Genomic DNA, 16,264 nt, shown 5'->3' on the forward strand with positions numbered 1-16,264 from the left:
AGTAAGGAGCTCTCGCTCGATCAAACGTCGATCTGAACGATCTTCAGAATCATCACCACGCCGATGATGTTACAGACGCCCGCCGCCGCCAGAATGATATAGCCAACGAAGGTCTCAAACAGGGGCTGGATCAGCGTCGGGTCCATCTTATAAAAGACGGCAATAACGACCGCTGGCATCAAACCCATAACCCAGGCCTGCATCTTTCCCTGAGCCGTTTGCGTATCGATAACCCGTTCCAGGCGGAAGCTCTCACGGATGGTGCCGGAGATCTGGCTGAGAATTTCCGGGATGTTTCCACCGACCGTTCTACCGATGACCAATGCCGAGATGGCCAGCTCCAGGTTACGCGAAGGCACCCGGCGCTGCATGTTGACCAGCGCCTGATCCAGCGGCGTACCCAGGCGGTACTCTTTGAGCAACACGCCAAACTCCTGGCTAATCGGCGGCCCCATGGCGTTGCACACATCCTGAATCGCCTCGGGAAGCGAGGGGTTGGCCTTAAAGCTGTTGGCCATGTACACCATCGCCTCTTCGACCTGCTCATCGATCGCGGTGAGACGGTTGGCCCAGGCGCGTTTTAGGAAGACTCGCGGCAAAAAGAGCCCCATCGCCGCCCCGAAAATAGCCCCCAGAATGGCGCTCTTGACCAGGACCACACCGCCGAGCACGCAGACCAGGAAAAAGCCCGCGTGGTAGAGCACAAACTCCTGTGGCGAGATGGGAAGAAAGAGCCGGTGGAGCTCTTTACCGATAATGCGCTCGTACACGCCACGCTCTGCCGAGAGGCGCTCCGCAATCCAGTCGCCGCCAGCCCAGATCGCGAGAAACCCTGCGCCAAACCCCAGAGCCAATGCCAGCCATAAGTATAACACGGTGTCCTTTTCCTCGCTGAGGGTGTCATGCGCAGTTCCGGGTGGCATCGATTTGCCCCCTGCTCCTGCCCACTCTCACCACTCGCCAATCCAAGCTCATCTGCGCTCTGGGAACTTTATCGAGCCGACCTGTTGTCTGCAACCGCCTTGCCCGCGGACTCCGCAGGTTGGCAGGCCTATCAAAAGAAGTCTTCCGGATCGGCGAGCCCCTTAATGAGAAACTCGTCGAGAAAGCTGGGCAGGTAGCCGGTTGCCATGTGGTAGCCGTAGACCTTGCCCTTCTCGTTGATCCCCTTCTGGCGGTAACGATAGATGTCTTCAAGTTTGACGAACCCATCATCGTCAATGCCCAGGACCTCGGTGATGTAGGTGATGCGACGGCTACCATCCATGAAGCGAGACTGCTGGATGATGACATCCACTGACCCCGCAATCTGCTCGCGAATCGCTCGGGTAGGCAACTCCATACCACTCATCAACACCAGCGTTTCCAGACGCGCAATCGCCTCGGTCGGGCTGTTGGAGTGAACAGTCGTCATCGACCCGTCGTGGCCGGTGTTCATAGCCTGGAGCATATCGAGCGCCTCGCCACCACGACATTCCCCGACGACGATGCGGTCCGGACGCATACGCAGCGCGTTCTTCACCAGCTCGCGAATTCCGATTTCGCCCTTACCCTCCAGGTTCGGGGGCTTGGTCTCCAGGCTGATCACGTGCTCCTGATAGATCTGGAGTTCCGCGGCATCCTCAATGGTGACCACACGCTCGGTCTGCCCGATGAACCCCGAGAGCACGTTGAGCAGCGTCGTCTTACCAGAACCGGTACCGCCGGAGATGACGATGTTCTTCTTCGAGCGCACCGCCCGCGCCAGAAACTTCGCCATTTCGTCGGTCATGCTGCCGAAGTTAATGAGATCTTTGACCGTCAGCCGCTCGTCGGGAAACTTACGAATCGTCAGGCAGGGATCTTTGAGGGCCAGCGGCGGAATCACCGCGTTGACACGTGATCCGTCGGCCAGGCGCGTATCCACCAGCGGGTTGGATTCATCGATGCGCCGACCACGCGGAATGACGATACGCTCAATGACCGTCATCATCGACTTCTCGTCGTTGAAGATACGGTCTGTAAGCACAATCTTGCCGTTGAGTTCGGCATAGATATGCTCGCGATCGACCACCATAATTTCGGAGACGCCCCGGTGCTTTACGAGGTCTTCGATGGGCCCCAGACCGCAGACCTCATCCATCATCTCTTTAAAGACCTGATCGGGGGTGTAGGGCCGGGGAATCTCCCGCTGACGCCGGGCGATCAGCTCCTTGAGCTTCTCGGAGACCTGACGCACCACGCGCGGCGAGCTGTAGTCGGTGATCTGAAAGCTATGCAGGTCGAGGCGTTCTTTGAGCTCATCGTGCAGCTCCGACTTAAACCCGATGAACGCCTGACGCACCTTCTTCTCGTGAATCACGACTTCTTCGCCGCGCAGACTCACGCGTTGTTCTTGATAGTCGGGATTCGGCGCGAGATCGCCCAGCAGCTCCTCAACGGTCTCCGCGGGCTTTTTCTTTTTGGGAGCGGGTGCAACCGGCCGACGCTCCGGCAGCGCAGCCGTCGCGGTGGCTGCCGACACCGAGGACATGGCCGCCGGAGTTCCCGCGCGCCCTCCCGGTGGCTGGTTCGCACGGCCATTACCCGGCCCGTAGCCCCGGGGCGCCACAGAGGGTTGCGCCCCGGGTCCGGTAGCCTCCACGCAGAAGCGATAGGGCTCAATCGCTGCAAACTCTCCCAGGCGCAGTTCGCGTACGCGCTCAACCCGCTCGCCATTAACAAAAACACCGTTAGCGGACTGATTGACCAGCATCACCCGCTCTCCCATCAACTTAATGATGGCATGGCGACGGCTGACCGTTTTGCTGTTCAGAACAATGTCGTTGTTCTGACTGCGGCCAATACTGACCTCCATCACCGGTTTATCCAGCGGAAAGAGGTATTCCTGGCCGCGGTTATCAAGGACGCGAATCTGCTTCATGGGACTTCTGGCCTCTTATTCACCCTGAGGCTGCGCGTTGGTGAGTTCGGGCAGATCCTCAGCCTGAGCACCGGCATCCAGCAGTTCCTGGAAGACGCCCTGCACCAGGGTACGGTGGTAATCGGTACCGGGCTCGTACACCCGGGGGGTCAGGAAGAGAGCGTTATTGAGTTCCTGGTTGAGCATGCTGCGGCTCTTAAACGCCCACCCGAGAATAGGGATACGGCTCAGAAGCCACAAGCCCCGCTCGTTGGAGGTGAACACCACGTTGTCCTGAGAGCTGACCAGAACCGACTGACCTTCCTGCATATTGACGGTGCTGGTGATCTCGTTGTTGCGCAGCGCCGGAAGCCCCTGAACACCGTTGGCGTAATCCAGCTCGGAGTAGACCATTTCGATGGTAAGCTTAACGCGGTTCTCAAAGTCGAGCACCGGCGTCACCTTCATCTTCAACCCGTACTCCTTCTCGGCGATACCAATACTGGTATCCGTCGAGATCGGAATCAGCAGCGTGCCCCCGGAGAGATAATTGGTTTCGGTGCCGGCCTCGGTGATCATCGTGGCATGCTGGATGGTTTTGATCATGCCGCTGTCGACCAGCAGGTCGAGCGCGAAGTTCAGGTTACCCACGATCGAGGAATAGGTCGTCAGACCGCTGCCCCCGGTCAACGCCATGGGACGCGGTGGGAGGACGGAGTCCGCCGGAAGCACGCCCGGCCCCAGCTCGCTGGCGTTGTAGAAGAGAGGCACATCGCCACTGCCGCCGGTGAGGTTCATGCCGATGAACTGGTTCCAGCGTACGCCCAGGTTGTCCTGGTTGGTTGTGGCCAACTGGATAAAGTACACGTCGATCGCCACCATGCGCGCGCCTTCCACGAAGGCCTCACGGTAGGTGGCGAAGTTAAGCACCTGATTGGGATAGAGTTCGGTGAGACGATCGATCTTACGCTGGAAGATCTCACTGGAGACTTCGCCCTCAATGAGGACGCGCCCTTTCACCACCCGGATATCGACCCCGGCACGATCGCCCAGCACCGAACGAACTTCTTCGGCCAGCGCGGTCGGGTTCACACCCACGACGCGAATCAACAGCGTTCGCTGCTCATTTCCGGAGCCGGCGAAGATGTTGATCGTGGTCACCCCCTCAGACTTTCCGCTGATGAACAGAAAGCGCTGATCGCTGCTGGTCTGTGCGTCGGCGATCTCAGGCAGCCCAATCGAGACGCGGCGTACTCCTCGGGCATCCAGCGTCAGGGTCTCCCCGACGGCGATGGTGAACTCCATATCGGGCACCACCGTATTCTGCGCATGCGCGTCCTCCAGCGGCACCACCAACAGGGGTACCACCACACATAAGACCGCCCACAGCGCCCCTAACCTAAAAAGCGTCTTCATGGTTCTCCTTACAGCTGCATCCCATTGCAATCACTTAAGCAAGCCGCACAACGAGGTCGGTCTGCCAGTTCGACTAGGCTTTATAACAGCGGCAGTTTCTCCTGATGCGCGGCAAAACGCAATCAAAAACCCCGGGCTCATCGCCCTTATGCGCGACATCCTTTTGCCCCAAAAAAGACGTCAGGGCGACTCCCAAAACTGGGGAAGTCGCCCTGGCATCTCACTCAGATGTCGCTACCGCGCACCGCTTAGCGCAGGAACTCGATGGTATCTTCGCAGCGACCGTTGGTCAGCTTCTGGCCGGCAGCACACTTGGGCCGCTTCTGCACGCGAACCTGACGCTTACGGTTGATGACCTCCAGCTCCTCCAACACCTCGCGAAGGGTCGTCTTGGTCACGGTCACCGCTTCGATGTCATCGCGATGACGCAGCAACAACATCAGCTTGCCACGGGTCTGCGAGATCACCAGCAGCTCGGCTTCACTGGGGGTCAGCGAGAGCGTCACCGTGCTGTACTGACCACGGTTGCCCCGGCTATCTCCGGAGGGAATGTCCGAGATCTCCTGGCCGACAGCCAGCAGAGTCACGTTCTGCAAGAGGTTCATCGTGACATATCCGATGCTCTCCTGACCGCTGGCTTCCGGAATCAGGTTATCTTCGTTACCCACCGGGAAGGTTCCCAGAATGTCGACCCGATCACCAGGCCGCAGCAGGCCGGAAACCCCGGAGATCGCGTCGACCGGGATGGTCATCGCCCGCTCGCCAGCCGGAATACGCGCCGAAAGGGTCCGCGCGACCTCGGCCACCGCGAAGTCGCTGGTGAGAATCATCGAGCCCTCTTTAATGGACTCGCTCACCGGCATATCGAGATAGATATCCAGGTCTTGGCTAAGAAGCGGGTTGGCCGGAAGGAACTGCCCGGGAACCGACTTGGTGTTGACCAGTTCGCGGCTCAGCAGCGTCCCTGCCTGAATGTCACGAGCCGCCACGACCACGTCACGCGGGTTCGCCAGCAGCTCGTCCTTTTCCTCCTCGATCTGTGCTGTGTAAAGGTACAGCAAGAAGGCAGCAAACATACCGACGATTACCGCCGCGATGAGTAGTTTCTTTTTGGCCATTCCTTTCTCTCCTCGCCGAGTGCCCTGATAAAGTGGCCAGGCGCTAGGTACGCCTGCGGGTTAGACTTGACATCTGCAGTGCGGAATATTCCTACACCAGGCGCCCTGCCGAGGGCAAGGGGACGAGCGCATAAAGACGGACACTCCAGCAACACGAAGGGTTGCGTCCCGGTCCCGTCAGGGGCGTCGGTGAGAAAGGAGAACCTATCAGACCATGCTCAAGCCCGCCAGAATTGAGGAGAAGTCTCCGATCCGTCCCGGCCTCTTTAGGTTGGACCTCCGACCATCTTCAGTACCGAAGCATGCCGGCCTGGCGGTACCAGCGGGCGGTATCACGAATCGTTAACGCCAGGGGGCGCGAACGCACGCCCAGCTCGCCGGCAGCCTGGTCGCTGAGGAGCGGGAGCGCACGCAGTGCCCAGTCCGGGGGCCAATGTCGCTTCGACGCAGCAGGACGGGCGCAACCGCCATGCGCGTCTAGAAGTTCCGTGAGTTTTTCCAGGGGTACAGGCTTGCCCAACACCGGATAACGCCGCCCTGCCCTGCCTTTTCGGGCCGCCGCAACGATCGCCTGTGCAAGATCACGGGCATCACAGGGGTGAAGCACGCCTTCATGCATCGGCATATCGGGGGCAAAGAGGCCGAGCTGATCGCCGCGCACATCCCCTGGCCCCAGCGGAAGGCCCGCAACCACCAGGCACACGTTCATTCCCTGCGCGACGTAACGGTAGAGTTCCGACTCGACCGCGAGCAGCCCCTGAGTCTGAGGGCTCCCGAAATCCTCGGGAAGCCGAGCCGCCCCTTCGGCGGAACCGTCGGCCAGGGTTTGCTCTCCGGAGACCACGACGACCCGCGGAATGTGTGCGCGCTGTGCGGCGTCGAGCACTCGGCGAAGCCGGGCCACGCTTCTCTGGCGCGCCTCCGCAGCCTGGCCCGTCTGGCCCGACCAGCGTTGGGTGTCCGCCACGATCAGGGCCCCGGCCCCGTGCAAGGCCTCACTCCAACCCGCTTCGCCCTCATCGTTGCGGAGCGTTCGCCAGTCGATCGCCAGATCGCTCAGGTGCCAGCGTGGGGCCTCGGGCGGGACGAGCGCGCGCACACCGATGCCTTCCTCACAAAGCGCCCGCGCGACCTGCCCCCCTACAAGATTGTCGGCACCGGTCAACGCTACTCGACCCGCGTTTGTGCTTGTCATCGCCTTCCTGCTGTTCAATCTCTAGAGCCTCTTTAATCGCACTCCTACCAACGCTCGTTCCGGGTGGTTTGCCGCGCTGCTCGTTCGCCCGACCTTCTCAGGCCCTCTTGACATGTCCCAGACAAGCCCCGATGTCGAACAACTTCTGCGTCTTATCAGCCGTGACCAACGCCTGGAATCGCTCCCGCGCACCGGCTGGCAGATCTGCGGAGTCGATCGCCCTGAATCCATCGCCGCTCACATCCACGGCGTCACACTGATCGCTCTGTGGCTTGCCGACCATCAGCCTCCCCCGGGCGCCAACGTCGAGCGGGTGTTACGCATTGCCCTGGTTCACGACCTCGGCGAGGCGATGCTCACCGACCTCCCGCGGCCGGTCAAGGAACTCATTGGGAAGGATGTGGTCGACCAGGCCGAAGATCGCGCGGCAGATCACATTCTGGAGGCCCTGCCCTCCTGGCGTTCGGCCTTTCAGGAGTACCGCCAGGGCCAGACGCTGGAAGCACGTATCGTCAAGGTGGCCGACCGAATCCAGATGCTGGCCCGCGCCCTGGAGTACCGCCACCAGAAGCGAGGAGAGACCTCACGCTTCTTTGATACCTCCACGAGCTTTGACGCCCGGGGGGTTCACCTGGCAGCGGAGATATTTCAGGCGTTGCGCCGCCATTTCGATGATAAAACCTGGTTTGATCCGCACTTTGATTGACGCCAGACTAGGCCCCCTGGGGATTGCACCGTCCCGCCTGAAGCACTCGCTTTACAGGGTGCGCTCATTAGGTTAGTTCGATCGTCAGCACATCCCCACCGGCAGGTTGAGAGTGTCGTCTCCCTTGAGAGTCGAACGCTCCCGGCCTCCCTTATCCCACACTCTGGAGGCGCACATGTCGCAAATTAAGAACCTGGGCATCACCGGCTACGATGGTCTTCGTTTTGTCACGCTCGATCTGGAGCGCAGCCGCAAGTTCTACGTCGATATGCTGGACTTCACGCTGATCGCTCGCTCGACTCCTGCGTGGGAAGATGCCACCGGTGATATGGCTGAGGTTTACCAGGCCGGTGACATCATCATTGAGTGTGTCGAATCGCAGCGGCCGGACAGCTGGGCGGCCTACCATCGCAAGTTCCACACCGCCGGCATCGGCACGGTGAACTTCGCGGTGCGCGATATCGAAGAAGCCTTCAAGCGTCTGGAAGAGCGCGGCGCCACGATCATCGAAGAGATTCAGACCCATGAAGCCGACGGCGGCACCCGTCGCTCCTTTGAGATCGCCACGCCCCTGGGCAACACCACCTACGGTTTTGTCGAGAAGAAGGGCTATCAGGGCTACGCCCCCGGCTTCGAGGTCGTGAACACCGGCGGCAACAACCGCTTTAACTTCACCACCATCGATCACCTCACCTCCAACGTGCGTACGCTCAAGCCGCTGGTCGACTGGTTCCGTGACGTCCTGGGCATGGAGCAGTTCTGGGACATCGCCTTCCACACCAGCGACATCGATCCCACCCGTCAGTCGGGCTCCGGACTTAAGTCGATCGTGATGTGGGATCCGGAAGGCGGCATCAAGTTCGCCAACAACGAGCCCGCGCGCCCCTTCTTCAACGCCTCGCAGATCCAGAAGTACCTGGAAGACTTCGGCGGTGGCGGTGTGCAGCACGCGGCCTTCAACCTCGACGACATCATCGCGTCCATCGAAGAGATGGAAAGCAAGGGCATCGAGTTCCTCCACACCCCGCCGAGCTATTATCAAGCCGCTCCGGGACGGATGGCCGAGCAAGGCGTTTCGAAGATCGATGAAGACTACGAGGTGCTCCAGAAGCACGGCATCCTCATCGATGGCGAAGACGAGAAGTACCTGCTGCAGATCTTCATGAAGGAAGCTGCGCTCTACTACAATCAGCCCGAAGCCGGTCCCTTCTTCATTGAGCTGATTCAGCGCAAGGGCGACAAGGGCTTTGGGGGCGGAAACTTCCGCGCCCTCTTCGAAGCCATTGAACGCGATCAGGTCGAGCGCAGCCGCGCCTGATCACGCAGCCAAGCCCTCGGTTCGAGGGCCACTGGCCATGCATAAGATACGTCGCGAGGCCGGCCCCAGGGCCGGCCTCGCGGCCTCTGAGAGCGACGCCAGATCACACCTAATTGATATTAATTATCAATTTCCCCTTGACGCTAAGGCCTGTGGTCTTAATCAATGGCGGCGTTCCGCTGGCACGACGCAGTGCGTACCGGCCCTATGATCAATCTTCTGCATGGAGCATGTCGATGTCCTGCCACACCGCAACTCTTCGCCACGCGGCGCTACTGACCCTACTGGGTGGGGCGCTGGCGCTGGGCGCCTGCGAGAAGTCCGAGCCCGAAGCCACCGAGGCCACCGAAGCGACCGAAGCGACCGAAGCGGCGCAGGAAGGAGCCGAAGAGGTAGAGCTGACCTTTGCCTTCCAGCCCCAGGAGAATCCGGAAGGCCTGCAGCTCGACGCCGAGAAGTTTGCTGAGTTCATCGAAAAAGAGACCGGCTACGACGTAGAGATCTTTCTTCCCACCAACTACTCGGCCGTCGTCGAAGCGCTGCGCTCCGAGAACGCCGACGTCGCCTACTTCAGCGGCCTGCCCTACCTGGTGGCCCACGAAAACGCCGGCGCCGAGCTCCTGGTCGTCGAAGAGCGCGACGGTCACCCCTATTACTACTCGCAGTGGTACGCGCTGGCCGACAGCGACATCGATTCGCTAGCCGACCTCAAGGGCCGCTCGATCGCGTTTACGTCGCCGACCTCCACCTCAGGCTACCTCTTTCCGCTGGGCAAGGTCATTGATGAGGGCTACCTCAAGGCCGATCAGGATCCGACGGAGTACTTCTCCAACGTGATCTACGCCGGCGGCTATCAGCAGGCTCTGCTGGCCCTGGTCAATGGTCAGGTCGACGCGGCCGCCGCCTCGGACTACGCCCTGCAGCAGTATCTGGACGAGGACCAACGCGCCAAAGTCAAAGTCATCGAACGCCAGGGACCGGTGCCCACCCACGGCATTGCCATCCGCGGCGACCTCCCCCAGGAGGTCAAAGACAACGTGCGCGACGCGCTGCTCAAGCTCAACGAGCCGGAGAACGCCGAGCTGCTGGAGAGCGTGTACGGCGCCGATCGCATCGTCGCCCGTGGTCACGACGAGCACGTCAGCGAACTCAAGCGTATGCGCGACCTGGTCGGCTATGAGCCGCGCTTCTAACTCTGGAGCCCGCCGGGCATCACCATTCGCAGGAAGACCGAGTTGAGTGTTGTACGGGTTGAAAATCTTTGCCTGAGCTATCCGACCACCTCGCAGCCCGTGGAGGCGCTGCGAGGGATCACCTTCTCGGTGGCCGCCGGTGAGCGTGTGGCAATCGTCGGGCGCAGCGGGGGCGGAAAGTCCTCGCTGCTGCGCGTACTCAGCGGGCTCCTCGCCCCCAGTGCGGGCAGCGTAGAGCTGGCTGGTTTTCGCATCGCGGCCGGCCAAACTGCCCCGCGGGCGATGTACGAGAAGGTGGGGCTGGTCTTCCAGAACTACGGACTGGTCCCGCAGCTCAGCGCGATTCAGAACGTGCTCTGCGGCCGACTCTACCACCAGCCCTCGGCCGCCAGCATGGTGCGCTTTCCCACCGACGAGCGTTCCCGAGCCATCGAACTCCTCGACGACCTCGGGTTGGGCGAGCGTATTCACACGCGCAGTTCGCGCCTCAGCGGGGGGGAGCAGCAGCGCGTGGCCATCGCGCGACTGCTTCATCAGTCCCCCCAGGTGATGCTGCTCGACGAACCTATCGCCAGTCTTGATGTGCACTGGGCCGGCCGGGCCATCGATCGCCTGGCCGGCTCGGGCACCCGTGATCACCAACGTGCGGTGATCATGGTGCTTCACGACCTGAACATGGCCCGCGAGTTTGCCGACCGCGTGCTCGTTATGCATCACGGCGAACTCGTCTTCGATGGCCCTCCCGAGCAGGGCTGCCGAGTACTGGAAGCCTTGGCGATCGACGAGCCTACCGATGGCGCCCTCGGCCCCACAGAACTCGCCCCCGCCTCGGCTGCGCGCACCACCGATGACGAAGCCCGCCCCGCTACTCCGGCGCCGCTTCCCATCGACGGGATGTGGGGCAAAGGCTCCTTCTACGTGTTGCTCGCCATACTGATCGCCGGCCTCTACATCTGGTCGGCGATGGGCGTGGACTTTTCGGTAAGCCGCATCTTTGGCAACTTTGACCACGCCGCAAACTTCCTCTCGCGCATGCTGCCGCCGGACTTCTCGGTCAGCGCCAACGTGGCCCGGAGCCTGCTGGAGACAGTGCAGATGGCGCTGATCGGCACCACCCTGGCCGCCATCGTCTCCCTGCCTATCGCCACGCTGGCCGCCCGCAACATCTCGGCGCGCCCCTTTCAGGTGGTGGCGCGCCTGGTGCTCAACCTCCTGCGCACCATACCCAGCATCATCTGGGGGTTGTTTTTCGTGGCGATCGTCGGTCTGGGCCCCTTCCCGGGCATCCTGGCGCTGACCTTTTACGCGGCCGGCTACCTGGGCAAGTTCTACTACGAGGGGATCGAATCGATCGATCCGCGCCCCCTCCAAGCTCTGCGCACCGTCGGGGCCACGCCGCTGCAGCGGTTTCGCTTCGGGGTCTTCCCCCAGGTGCTCCCGCTGATGCTCGGCTACACCCTCTACATGCTGGAGTACAACGTGCGCGCAGCCTCCATCCTCGGGGTGGTCGGTGCCGGCGGTATCGGGTTCTACCTCTACACCTACATCAACAACTTCCAGTACGACCGCGCGGCCACGGCCCTGCTCTTTTTGCTGGCGGTGGTCACGGTGCTCGACGCGGTGAGTTCACGCGTCCGGGCGCGATTGATGAGCTGACCCCTCCTTATCGTTGGAATAGGCGTGAAGGCCGCTTAGCTTTTAGAAGTTAACGCTCATCGGCCCCCTGTCTGCGCCGCCTTTGTCGGCGCAGACACACGCGAGAGTCCCACGAGATGTTGAGGCAGGTGCTAATCGTCCTGAAGGATGAGGAGCGAGCCACGCGGCTTCAAGACGCGCTCGGCGACCTCCATACCTGCGCTCTGCTCCGAGCGCCGAGCCCTCCAGACGCGCTGGAACACGACTTGCGCTCTGTCCAGGCGCTGGTCATCGACGCCGATGCGCTGGAGCAGGGGCACGCCGAGGTGCTCGCACGCTGGCGTCTCACCGAGCCTCCCCCCCTTGTACTCACCCTGGGAGAAAGCCCGAGCGCTGATCTTTGGCTGCCGCCCGGCACGCCCGACGCCGAGCTCGCACTGACCATTCAGCGCCACCTCCATGCCTCCCCCTCTCCCTACGGCAGCCTCTCCGAAGAATCCGTGGTGGTGCTCGAAGAAGGCGCGCGACGTCAGGACTTCATCGCCACTCTCGATATCGAGACCGCCTATCTGCGCCACCTCCTTGAAGAACTGATGGCCGGCCGCCTCCCCGCGCGCTCACTAAGACAGGCCATCGCCCCGATGGAAGACGCCGCACGGCACTTTGAGTTAACCCCCGTCAGCGACGCGCTCGCCGCGCTTAGCAAGCCGCTTCGCACACTTCATACGGCATCGGAGCCAGCCTCCCGGCCCGACATACTCCACCGACTTCCCACGCTCTTTGCGCGAGTGCGTCAGCGCGTGCGCGAAGCCCAGCTTGCGACGCCTCCCTCGGCGCTGAATTCAGCTGGCGAGGGGCGCGCGCTAACCGTGGTCGTCATCGATTCCGATGAAGCCTACCTCAAGCGGGTGGAGCGTTTTGCCGAGCAGTTCATGATCCCTCTACGAAGCGCGACCACAGTCGACGAGGCCTGCTACAAGGTGCAGACACCGCTGCTCGCCGGCGTCTTGCTCACCCTGCAGCCCTCGATGTCACGGGCTCGCCAGGCCGAGGACATCCGCCGACTTCAAGAGGCCTCAGAGCTCAAGCATCTGCCACTGGCGCTGGCCTGTCCTGAGGAGACCTCGCTGGATCGCGTCCACGGCCTCTGGGCGGGGGCTTCACAGATCGTGGCCAAACCTGTCAGCGCGGTGAGCTTCTCGCAGATTGCTCAACGCCTGGCCATCAGCCGCCGCGCCCATCAGTCGTGTGCGCTCATCCTGGATCCCGAGGGTGATTTCGCCTCAGAAGTGGCTCGCCACCTCGGCGAGCAAGATGTGGCGGTGCATTATCGCCCCGACGCCTCGTCGATCTTTGATGAGCTGGAGCGGCACCGCCCCGATCTTCTGCTGATGAACGCCGAGCTCCCGGGAATCTCTCCCTTCGATCTGTGCCGCTCCCTGCGAGCGGTGCCGCGCTGGCAAGACCTCCCCATCGTGCTCTTTAGCTCCACTGCCTCCTCGTCGGCGCGTCTGGCAGCGTATGAGGCCGGCGCCGATGACTTCATTTTAAGCAACCTCTCGCGAAACGAGTTACTGGCGCGTCTCAACGTGCGAATGACGCGTGCGCGCCAGGCCCGAGAGCGCGCCGATCGCGACGTGCTCACCGGCCTCCTGACGCGTCGCGCCTTCCTGGAGCAACTCGCCGCGCGCATGGCCGAGGTCACCCGGCACCACCGGCGACTGGTCTTTGCTATCCTGGATGTCGATCACTTCAAACGGGTCAACGACCACCACGGCCATCCCGCCGGCGATCGCGTACTGGCCACGCTGGGGCGTCTGCTTCAGGACCGCTTTCGCATCGAAGATCTGCGGGCACGCTGGGGCGGTGAGGAGTTTGTCGTCGTGCTGGTCGACGAGGCCATCGACACCTCGGCCCGGGCGCTCCAGCGGGTCCATGACGAGCTATGCGCGATGCAGTTTGAGGGAGAATCGGGACGCGCTTTTTCGGTGAGTTTTAGCGCTGGCCTGGCCGCCTATCCCGACGATGGTGGCGACGCCGAGGCGCTGCTCAGCGTGGCCGACGCGCGCCTGCTTCGCGCCAAACGCGCAGGTCGGCGCCGCATTGAGATCGGACGAGGTCCCCCTCAGTCGCCCTGATGCTCAAACCTGAAGGTCCTGATCCACCGTGGCATCCGGCGGCGAGGCGCGCTCCCCCAGATGGAGGTCATGATGTGCTCGGGCGCTGCTGTACCACTGCCCTCGGACCACAATCGCCTGATCTCGCGGCCCCCGGCGAGGCCGGCGCCCGCGGCGTTTCGGGCGCCAGCCCTCAAAGAGTTCACCGGCCGTAGCGTTCTTTCCGCCGATGATGTAGCGCTCCCCGCTACGCCCGTATCGCAGCGCCTGCGCCGCGGCAAACGCGACCTGACGCACGTCGACACAGTTGAGCCCCTGCCCCTCGGGCACCTCAAGCGCCGCAAAGGGTGTCAGATCGATCCCCGGCCCCACCAGAAGCGTGGGCAGCAACATCACGATGTCCATGCCATCGGCGAAGTAGCGGTAGCACTCTTGCTCCACGGCGTACTTGCTCTCCAGGAAGAGATCGTTTCCGGAACCGGGAAGGTAGTGCCCCCGCTCATCGGCGTAGCTCCCCGGAGGTACGCGGGCGACGGTGGCCGCGCAGCTCACGACAACAAAGCGATCGACGCCGGCGCCACGTCCGGCCTCAAACACCCGGCGAATGCCCTCCACCGCCCGCCCCATGATCGTGCCCGGCTCCGTGTCGGCGTCGGGCGCCACGCAGTAGAACACGTAATTGACTCCGGAGAGTGCCTGCGCCAACGCCACCGGATCGAAAATATCTCCCACGACCTCCTCGACCCCGACGAGCGCAGGCGACAAGGGCTCGGACTGCCACCGGCGCAGGGCCCGCGTGGGCCAGCCGCGGTCGCTGAGTTCGCGTACCAGGTGCCGCCCCAGCTGCCCGGTTGCACCGAGCACCAGAGTGCGCTGAGTCCGCAGATCAACATCCTGCAGGATCGTGGCGAGGGGGTTGGACACAACATACCTCTTGGCGTTTGAAGGCCTCGTGGATCTGACGGGCCACCTCCAGATCCAAAAGTGAACTGGCGTCGATCAACGCATCGACGCTCCAGACGCGCTCCGGGTCCCGAGCGAGAATCGAAAAGACCTCGGCGCAGCGCTCACTATAAGTCAGGCCATCGCTCGCTCTCAACGGCCCATCGGGCAGACTGGCACGCAGCGCTCGAAACTCGTCGGCATGCTGGGCCCCGCGAAGCATCAACGCCGGCAACACTTCGAAGTGAGCCAGCCCCAGATTGCCACGCTTGATCCGTGGGTCACGAAAGTCAAAGAAGCCCTCCTCTTCGTCAAATACCCTCAAAGCTCGAAATAGCGCCTTCTCTCCCCAGAGGCCCTGCGAGGCGCGGGCCCCCAGTAACGCCCCGCGTTCCATCCAGATACACGCCTGCAGTGTCTGCCCCCTCACGTGCAGCTCGCCGCTGGCGCGCTGCTGGTGCAGGAGCATGAGTACATCACTGAGCCCCACGACCTTCAGCGCCCCCTGGAGCCCCGCGGGCGAATCCAGGCGACGCACCCGGGCCACCCGGGCGATCAACTCGGCACTGGAGAGCGGCCGGGCAACGACCTGCGCCACGCCCGCCTCGATCAGCCGCACCCGAAGCCGCACCTCGCGTGCGTCGGTGATCACCACCACGCGCTCGCCAAGCCCCTGCCTCACCGTGGCTTCCAGCGCCTCGACCAACTCCGATTCTTCGAGCGCTTCGACGACCACCGGGCACTCCCTCGCCAGTGCCACCAACGCCTCGTGCACCGCTCCCCGCAAAACTCCGCGCACCCGGAAGCCTCCGGCCTGAAGCATCGCTCTTAACGACTCCACAGTGCGTGGTCGCACCCCTATCAGACCGACGGCCGGCTGCGCTTTCACCCCAGCATGCTTGCTCACAGCTCCCCCCCTTGTGGTCAGTTCCTCGGCTCCCCGGCCTGCGGAGTGCCTGATCACCAGGCCGCACAAACGGCCATGCTACCTGCTGGCTCCAAGCCTAATCACCTCGGGTCGATCGGATAGCTGACCTCCCGGGCCAAAACTCCCGCCTTGATCATCGCGCTGAAATAGGGGATCGTTTCGCGGCGTTTTTACGGTATGTCCGGTGAAGGATCGGACCGATCCTCGCATACATCTCTGGCGTCCCGGCCTGGTCCTTTTCATCCCGGCGCCCCGATATTTTATGGTTTCCCCGCGATGCTCCCCGCGTCACCGCCTCTCGGTGCCCGGATCGTCCGGGCCCACAGCAGTTGAGGAGGACACTTGGATACTCTCGAAATTCTCTCCAAAGCCCAGGAACTTGGTGGCGAGCAACGGCGCGAAGCGATGATGAAGACCATCATCAAGGCTCGCCAGCTGGGCTGCGACGCCACCCCGGGCGGGGGAAAGGTCGGCGGCTTCAACATCCGCTACGGCTCGCTTAAGTACGCCGTCATGGACCTCAACACCAAGGGCGAGGTCTTCCTTCATATCAAGCCCCACCCCAACAAAGATCTCTCCGACGATCTGCGCGCGCGCGCCAACACCTTCGTCAGCGGCCTGGAAGGCGTCCAGATCAAGAACGCCCCGATCAACCACTACGGACAGATCGAAGGCGCCATCGAAGATGTGCCCGAAGAGGCCATCGACAAGTTCCTGCACTTCGCCGTGGAAACGATCCGCGAGCAGTACTACCGCCCGCACCTCGAAGATTGAGATCGGTGGGCACCTCGCCACCAACCACAAAAAAGCCCCGC

The 16,264-nt window shown here is 62.4% G+C and carries 13 protein-coding genes; 6 read left to right on the plus strand and 7 right to left on the minus strand.

All coding sequences use genetic code 11. The annotated features are described in order from the left end of the window. Positions 1-20: 20 nt before the first annotated feature. The 5 genes from DL240_RS00970 to DL240_RS00990 form a co-directional block, all read right to left on the minus strand. Positions 21-875 carry a type II secretion system F family protein gene (locus tag DL240_RS00970; protein ID WP_158542266.1) on the minus strand — a complete coding sequence of 285 codons (855 nt, stop codon included), beginning with the start codon at positions 873-875 and terminating at the stop codon, positions 21-23. A 179-nt stretch (positions 876-1,054) separates the two neighbouring features. Then, positions 1,055-2,902: a TadA family conjugal transfer-associated ATPase gene (locus DL240_RS00975; RefSeq protein WP_111727987.1), complete on the minus strand. Its 1,848-nt coding sequence runs from the start codon at positions 2,900-2,902 to the stop codon at positions 1,055-1,057. Between the two features lie 15 nt (positions 2,903-2,917). Further along, a complete protein-coding gene (locus tag DL240_RS00980; RefSeq protein WP_111727988.1) occupies positions 2,918-4,297 on the minus strand; it encodes a pilus assembly protein N-terminal domain-containing protein in 1,380 nt (459 codons plus the stop codon). A 248-nt stretch (positions 4,298-4,545) separates the two neighbouring features. Then, positions 4,546-5,415 (minus strand): Flp pilus assembly protein CpaB, encoded by an 870-nt coding sequence (gene cpaB, locus DL240_RS00985; RefSeq protein ID WP_111727989.1) that lies wholly within the window; start codon positions 5,413-5,415, stop codon positions 4,546-4,548. 289 nt (positions 5,416-5,704) lie between these two features. Next, positions 5,705-6,610, minus strand: a complete 906-nt coding sequence (locus DL240_RS00990; RefSeq protein ID WP_146618026.1) for a Rossmann-fold NAD(P)-binding domain-containing protein — start codon at positions 6,608-6,610, stop codon at positions 5,705-5,707. Positions 6,611-6,722: 112 nt separating this feature from the next. Here DL240_RS00990 and DL240_RS00995 point away from each other — a divergent pair, with 112 nt between their 5' ends. The 5 genes from DL240_RS00995 to DL240_RS01015 all read left to right on the plus strand — a co-directional run bounded on the left by DL240_RS00995 (position 6,723) and on the right by DL240_RS01015 (position 13,600). Then, a complete protein-coding gene (locus tag DL240_RS00995; protein WP_111727991.1) occupies positions 6,723-7,316 on the plus strand; it encodes an HD domain-containing protein in 594 nt (197 codons plus the stop codon). 175 nt (positions 7,317-7,491) lie between these two features. After that, the gene (locus DL240_RS01000) at positions 7,492-8,634 is read left to right on the plus strand and encodes a 4-hydroxyphenylpyruvate dioxygenase family protein (protein WP_199589690.1); all 1,143 of its coding nucleotides are present in this window, start codon (positions 7,492-7,494) and stop codon (positions 8,632-8,634) included. A gap of 236 nt (positions 8,635-8,870) precedes the next feature. Next, positions 8,871-9,827 carry a phosphate/phosphite/phosphonate ABC transporter substrate-binding protein gene (locus DL240_RS01005; RefSeq protein ID WP_158542267.1) on the plus strand — a complete coding sequence of 319 codons (957 nt, stop codon included), beginning with the start codon at positions 8,871-8,873 and terminating at the stop codon, positions 9,825-9,827. A gap of 42 nt (positions 9,828-9,869) precedes the next feature. After that, the gene (phnE, locus tag DL240_RS01010; RefSeq protein WP_111727993.1) at positions 9,870-11,483 is read left to right on the plus strand and encodes a phosphonate ABC transporter, permease protein PhnE; all 1,614 of its coding nucleotides are present in this window, start codon (positions 9,870-9,872) and stop codon (positions 11,481-11,483) included. 116 nt (positions 11,484-11,599) lie between these two features. Further along, positions 11,600-13,600 (plus strand): GGDEF domain-containing response regulator, encoded by a 2,001-nt coding sequence (locus DL240_RS01015; protein ID WP_111727994.1) that lies wholly within the window; start codon positions 11,600-11,602, stop codon positions 13,598-13,600. A 3-nt stretch (positions 13,601-13,603) separates the two neighbouring features. Here DL240_RS01015 and DL240_RS01020 read toward each other — a convergent pair whose 3' ends face one another. After that, entirely contained in the window at positions 13,604-14,503 is a 900-nt protein-coding gene (locus tag DL240_RS01020; RefSeq protein ID WP_158542268.1) for an NAD-dependent epimerase/dehydratase family protein, read from the minus strand. After that, on the minus strand, positions 14,466-15,344 hold the full coding sequence (locus DL240_RS01025; protein WP_111727996.1) for a DUF4388 domain-containing protein: 879 nt from the start codon (positions 15,342-15,344) through the stop codon (positions 14,466-14,468). Before DL240_RS01025 ends, DL240_RS01020 begins: the two co-directional genes overlap by 38 nt. A gap of 447 nt (positions 15,345-15,791) precedes the next feature. Between DL240_RS01025 and DL240_RS01030 the strand changes: the two genes are divergently transcribed. After that, on the plus strand, positions 15,792-16,223 hold the full coding sequence (locus DL240_RS01030) for a hypothetical protein (protein ID WP_111727997.1): 432 nt from the start codon (positions 15,792-15,794) through the stop codon (positions 16,221-16,223). Positions 16,224-16,264: the final 41 nt, after the last annotated feature.

The organism is Lujinxingia litoralis (assembly GCF_003260125.1).
Taxonomy (GTDB): domain Bacteria; phylum Myxococcota_A; class Bradymonadia; order Bradymonadales; family Bradymonadaceae; genus Lujinxingia; species Lujinxingia litoralis.

Bases quoted from the DNA above. Each gene is read 5' to 3' on its own strand.
- DL240_RS00975 (WP_111727987.1), bottom strand. From the start codon at position 2,902: ATGAAGCAGATTCGCGTCCTTGATAACCGCGGCCAGGAATACCTCTTT.
- DL240_RS00980 (WP_111727988.1), bottom strand. From the start codon at position 4,297: ATGAAGACGCTTTTTAGGTTAGGGGCGCTGTGGGCGGTCTTATGTGTG.
- cpaB (WP_111727989.1), bottom strand. From the start codon at position 5,415: ATGGCCAAAAAGAAACTACTCATCGCGGCGGTAATCGTCGGTATGTTT.
- DL240_RS00990 (WP_146618026.1), bottom strand. From the start codon at position 6,610: ATGACAAGCACAAACGCGGGTCGAGTAGCGTTGACCGGTGCCGACAAT.
- DL240_RS00995 (WP_111727991.1), top strand. From the start codon at position 6,723: ATGTCCCAGACAAGCCCCGATGTCGAACAACTTCTGCGTCTTATCAGC.
- DL240_RS01000 (WP_199589690.1), top strand. From the start codon at position 7,492: ATGTCGCAAATTAAGAACCTGGGCATCACCGGCTACGATGGTCTTCGT.
- DL240_RS01005 (WP_158542267.1), top strand. From the start codon at position 8,871: ATGTCCTGCCACACCGCAACTCTTCGCCACGCGGCGCTACTGACCCTA.
- DL240_RS01015 (WP_111727994.1), top strand. From the start codon at position 11,600: ATGTTGAGGCAGGTGCTAATCGTCCTGAAGGATGAGGAGCGAGCCACG.
- DL240_RS01025 (WP_111727996.1), bottom strand. From the start codon at position 15,344: ATGCTTCAGGCCGGAGGCTTCCGGGTGCGCGGAGTTTTGCGGGGAGCG.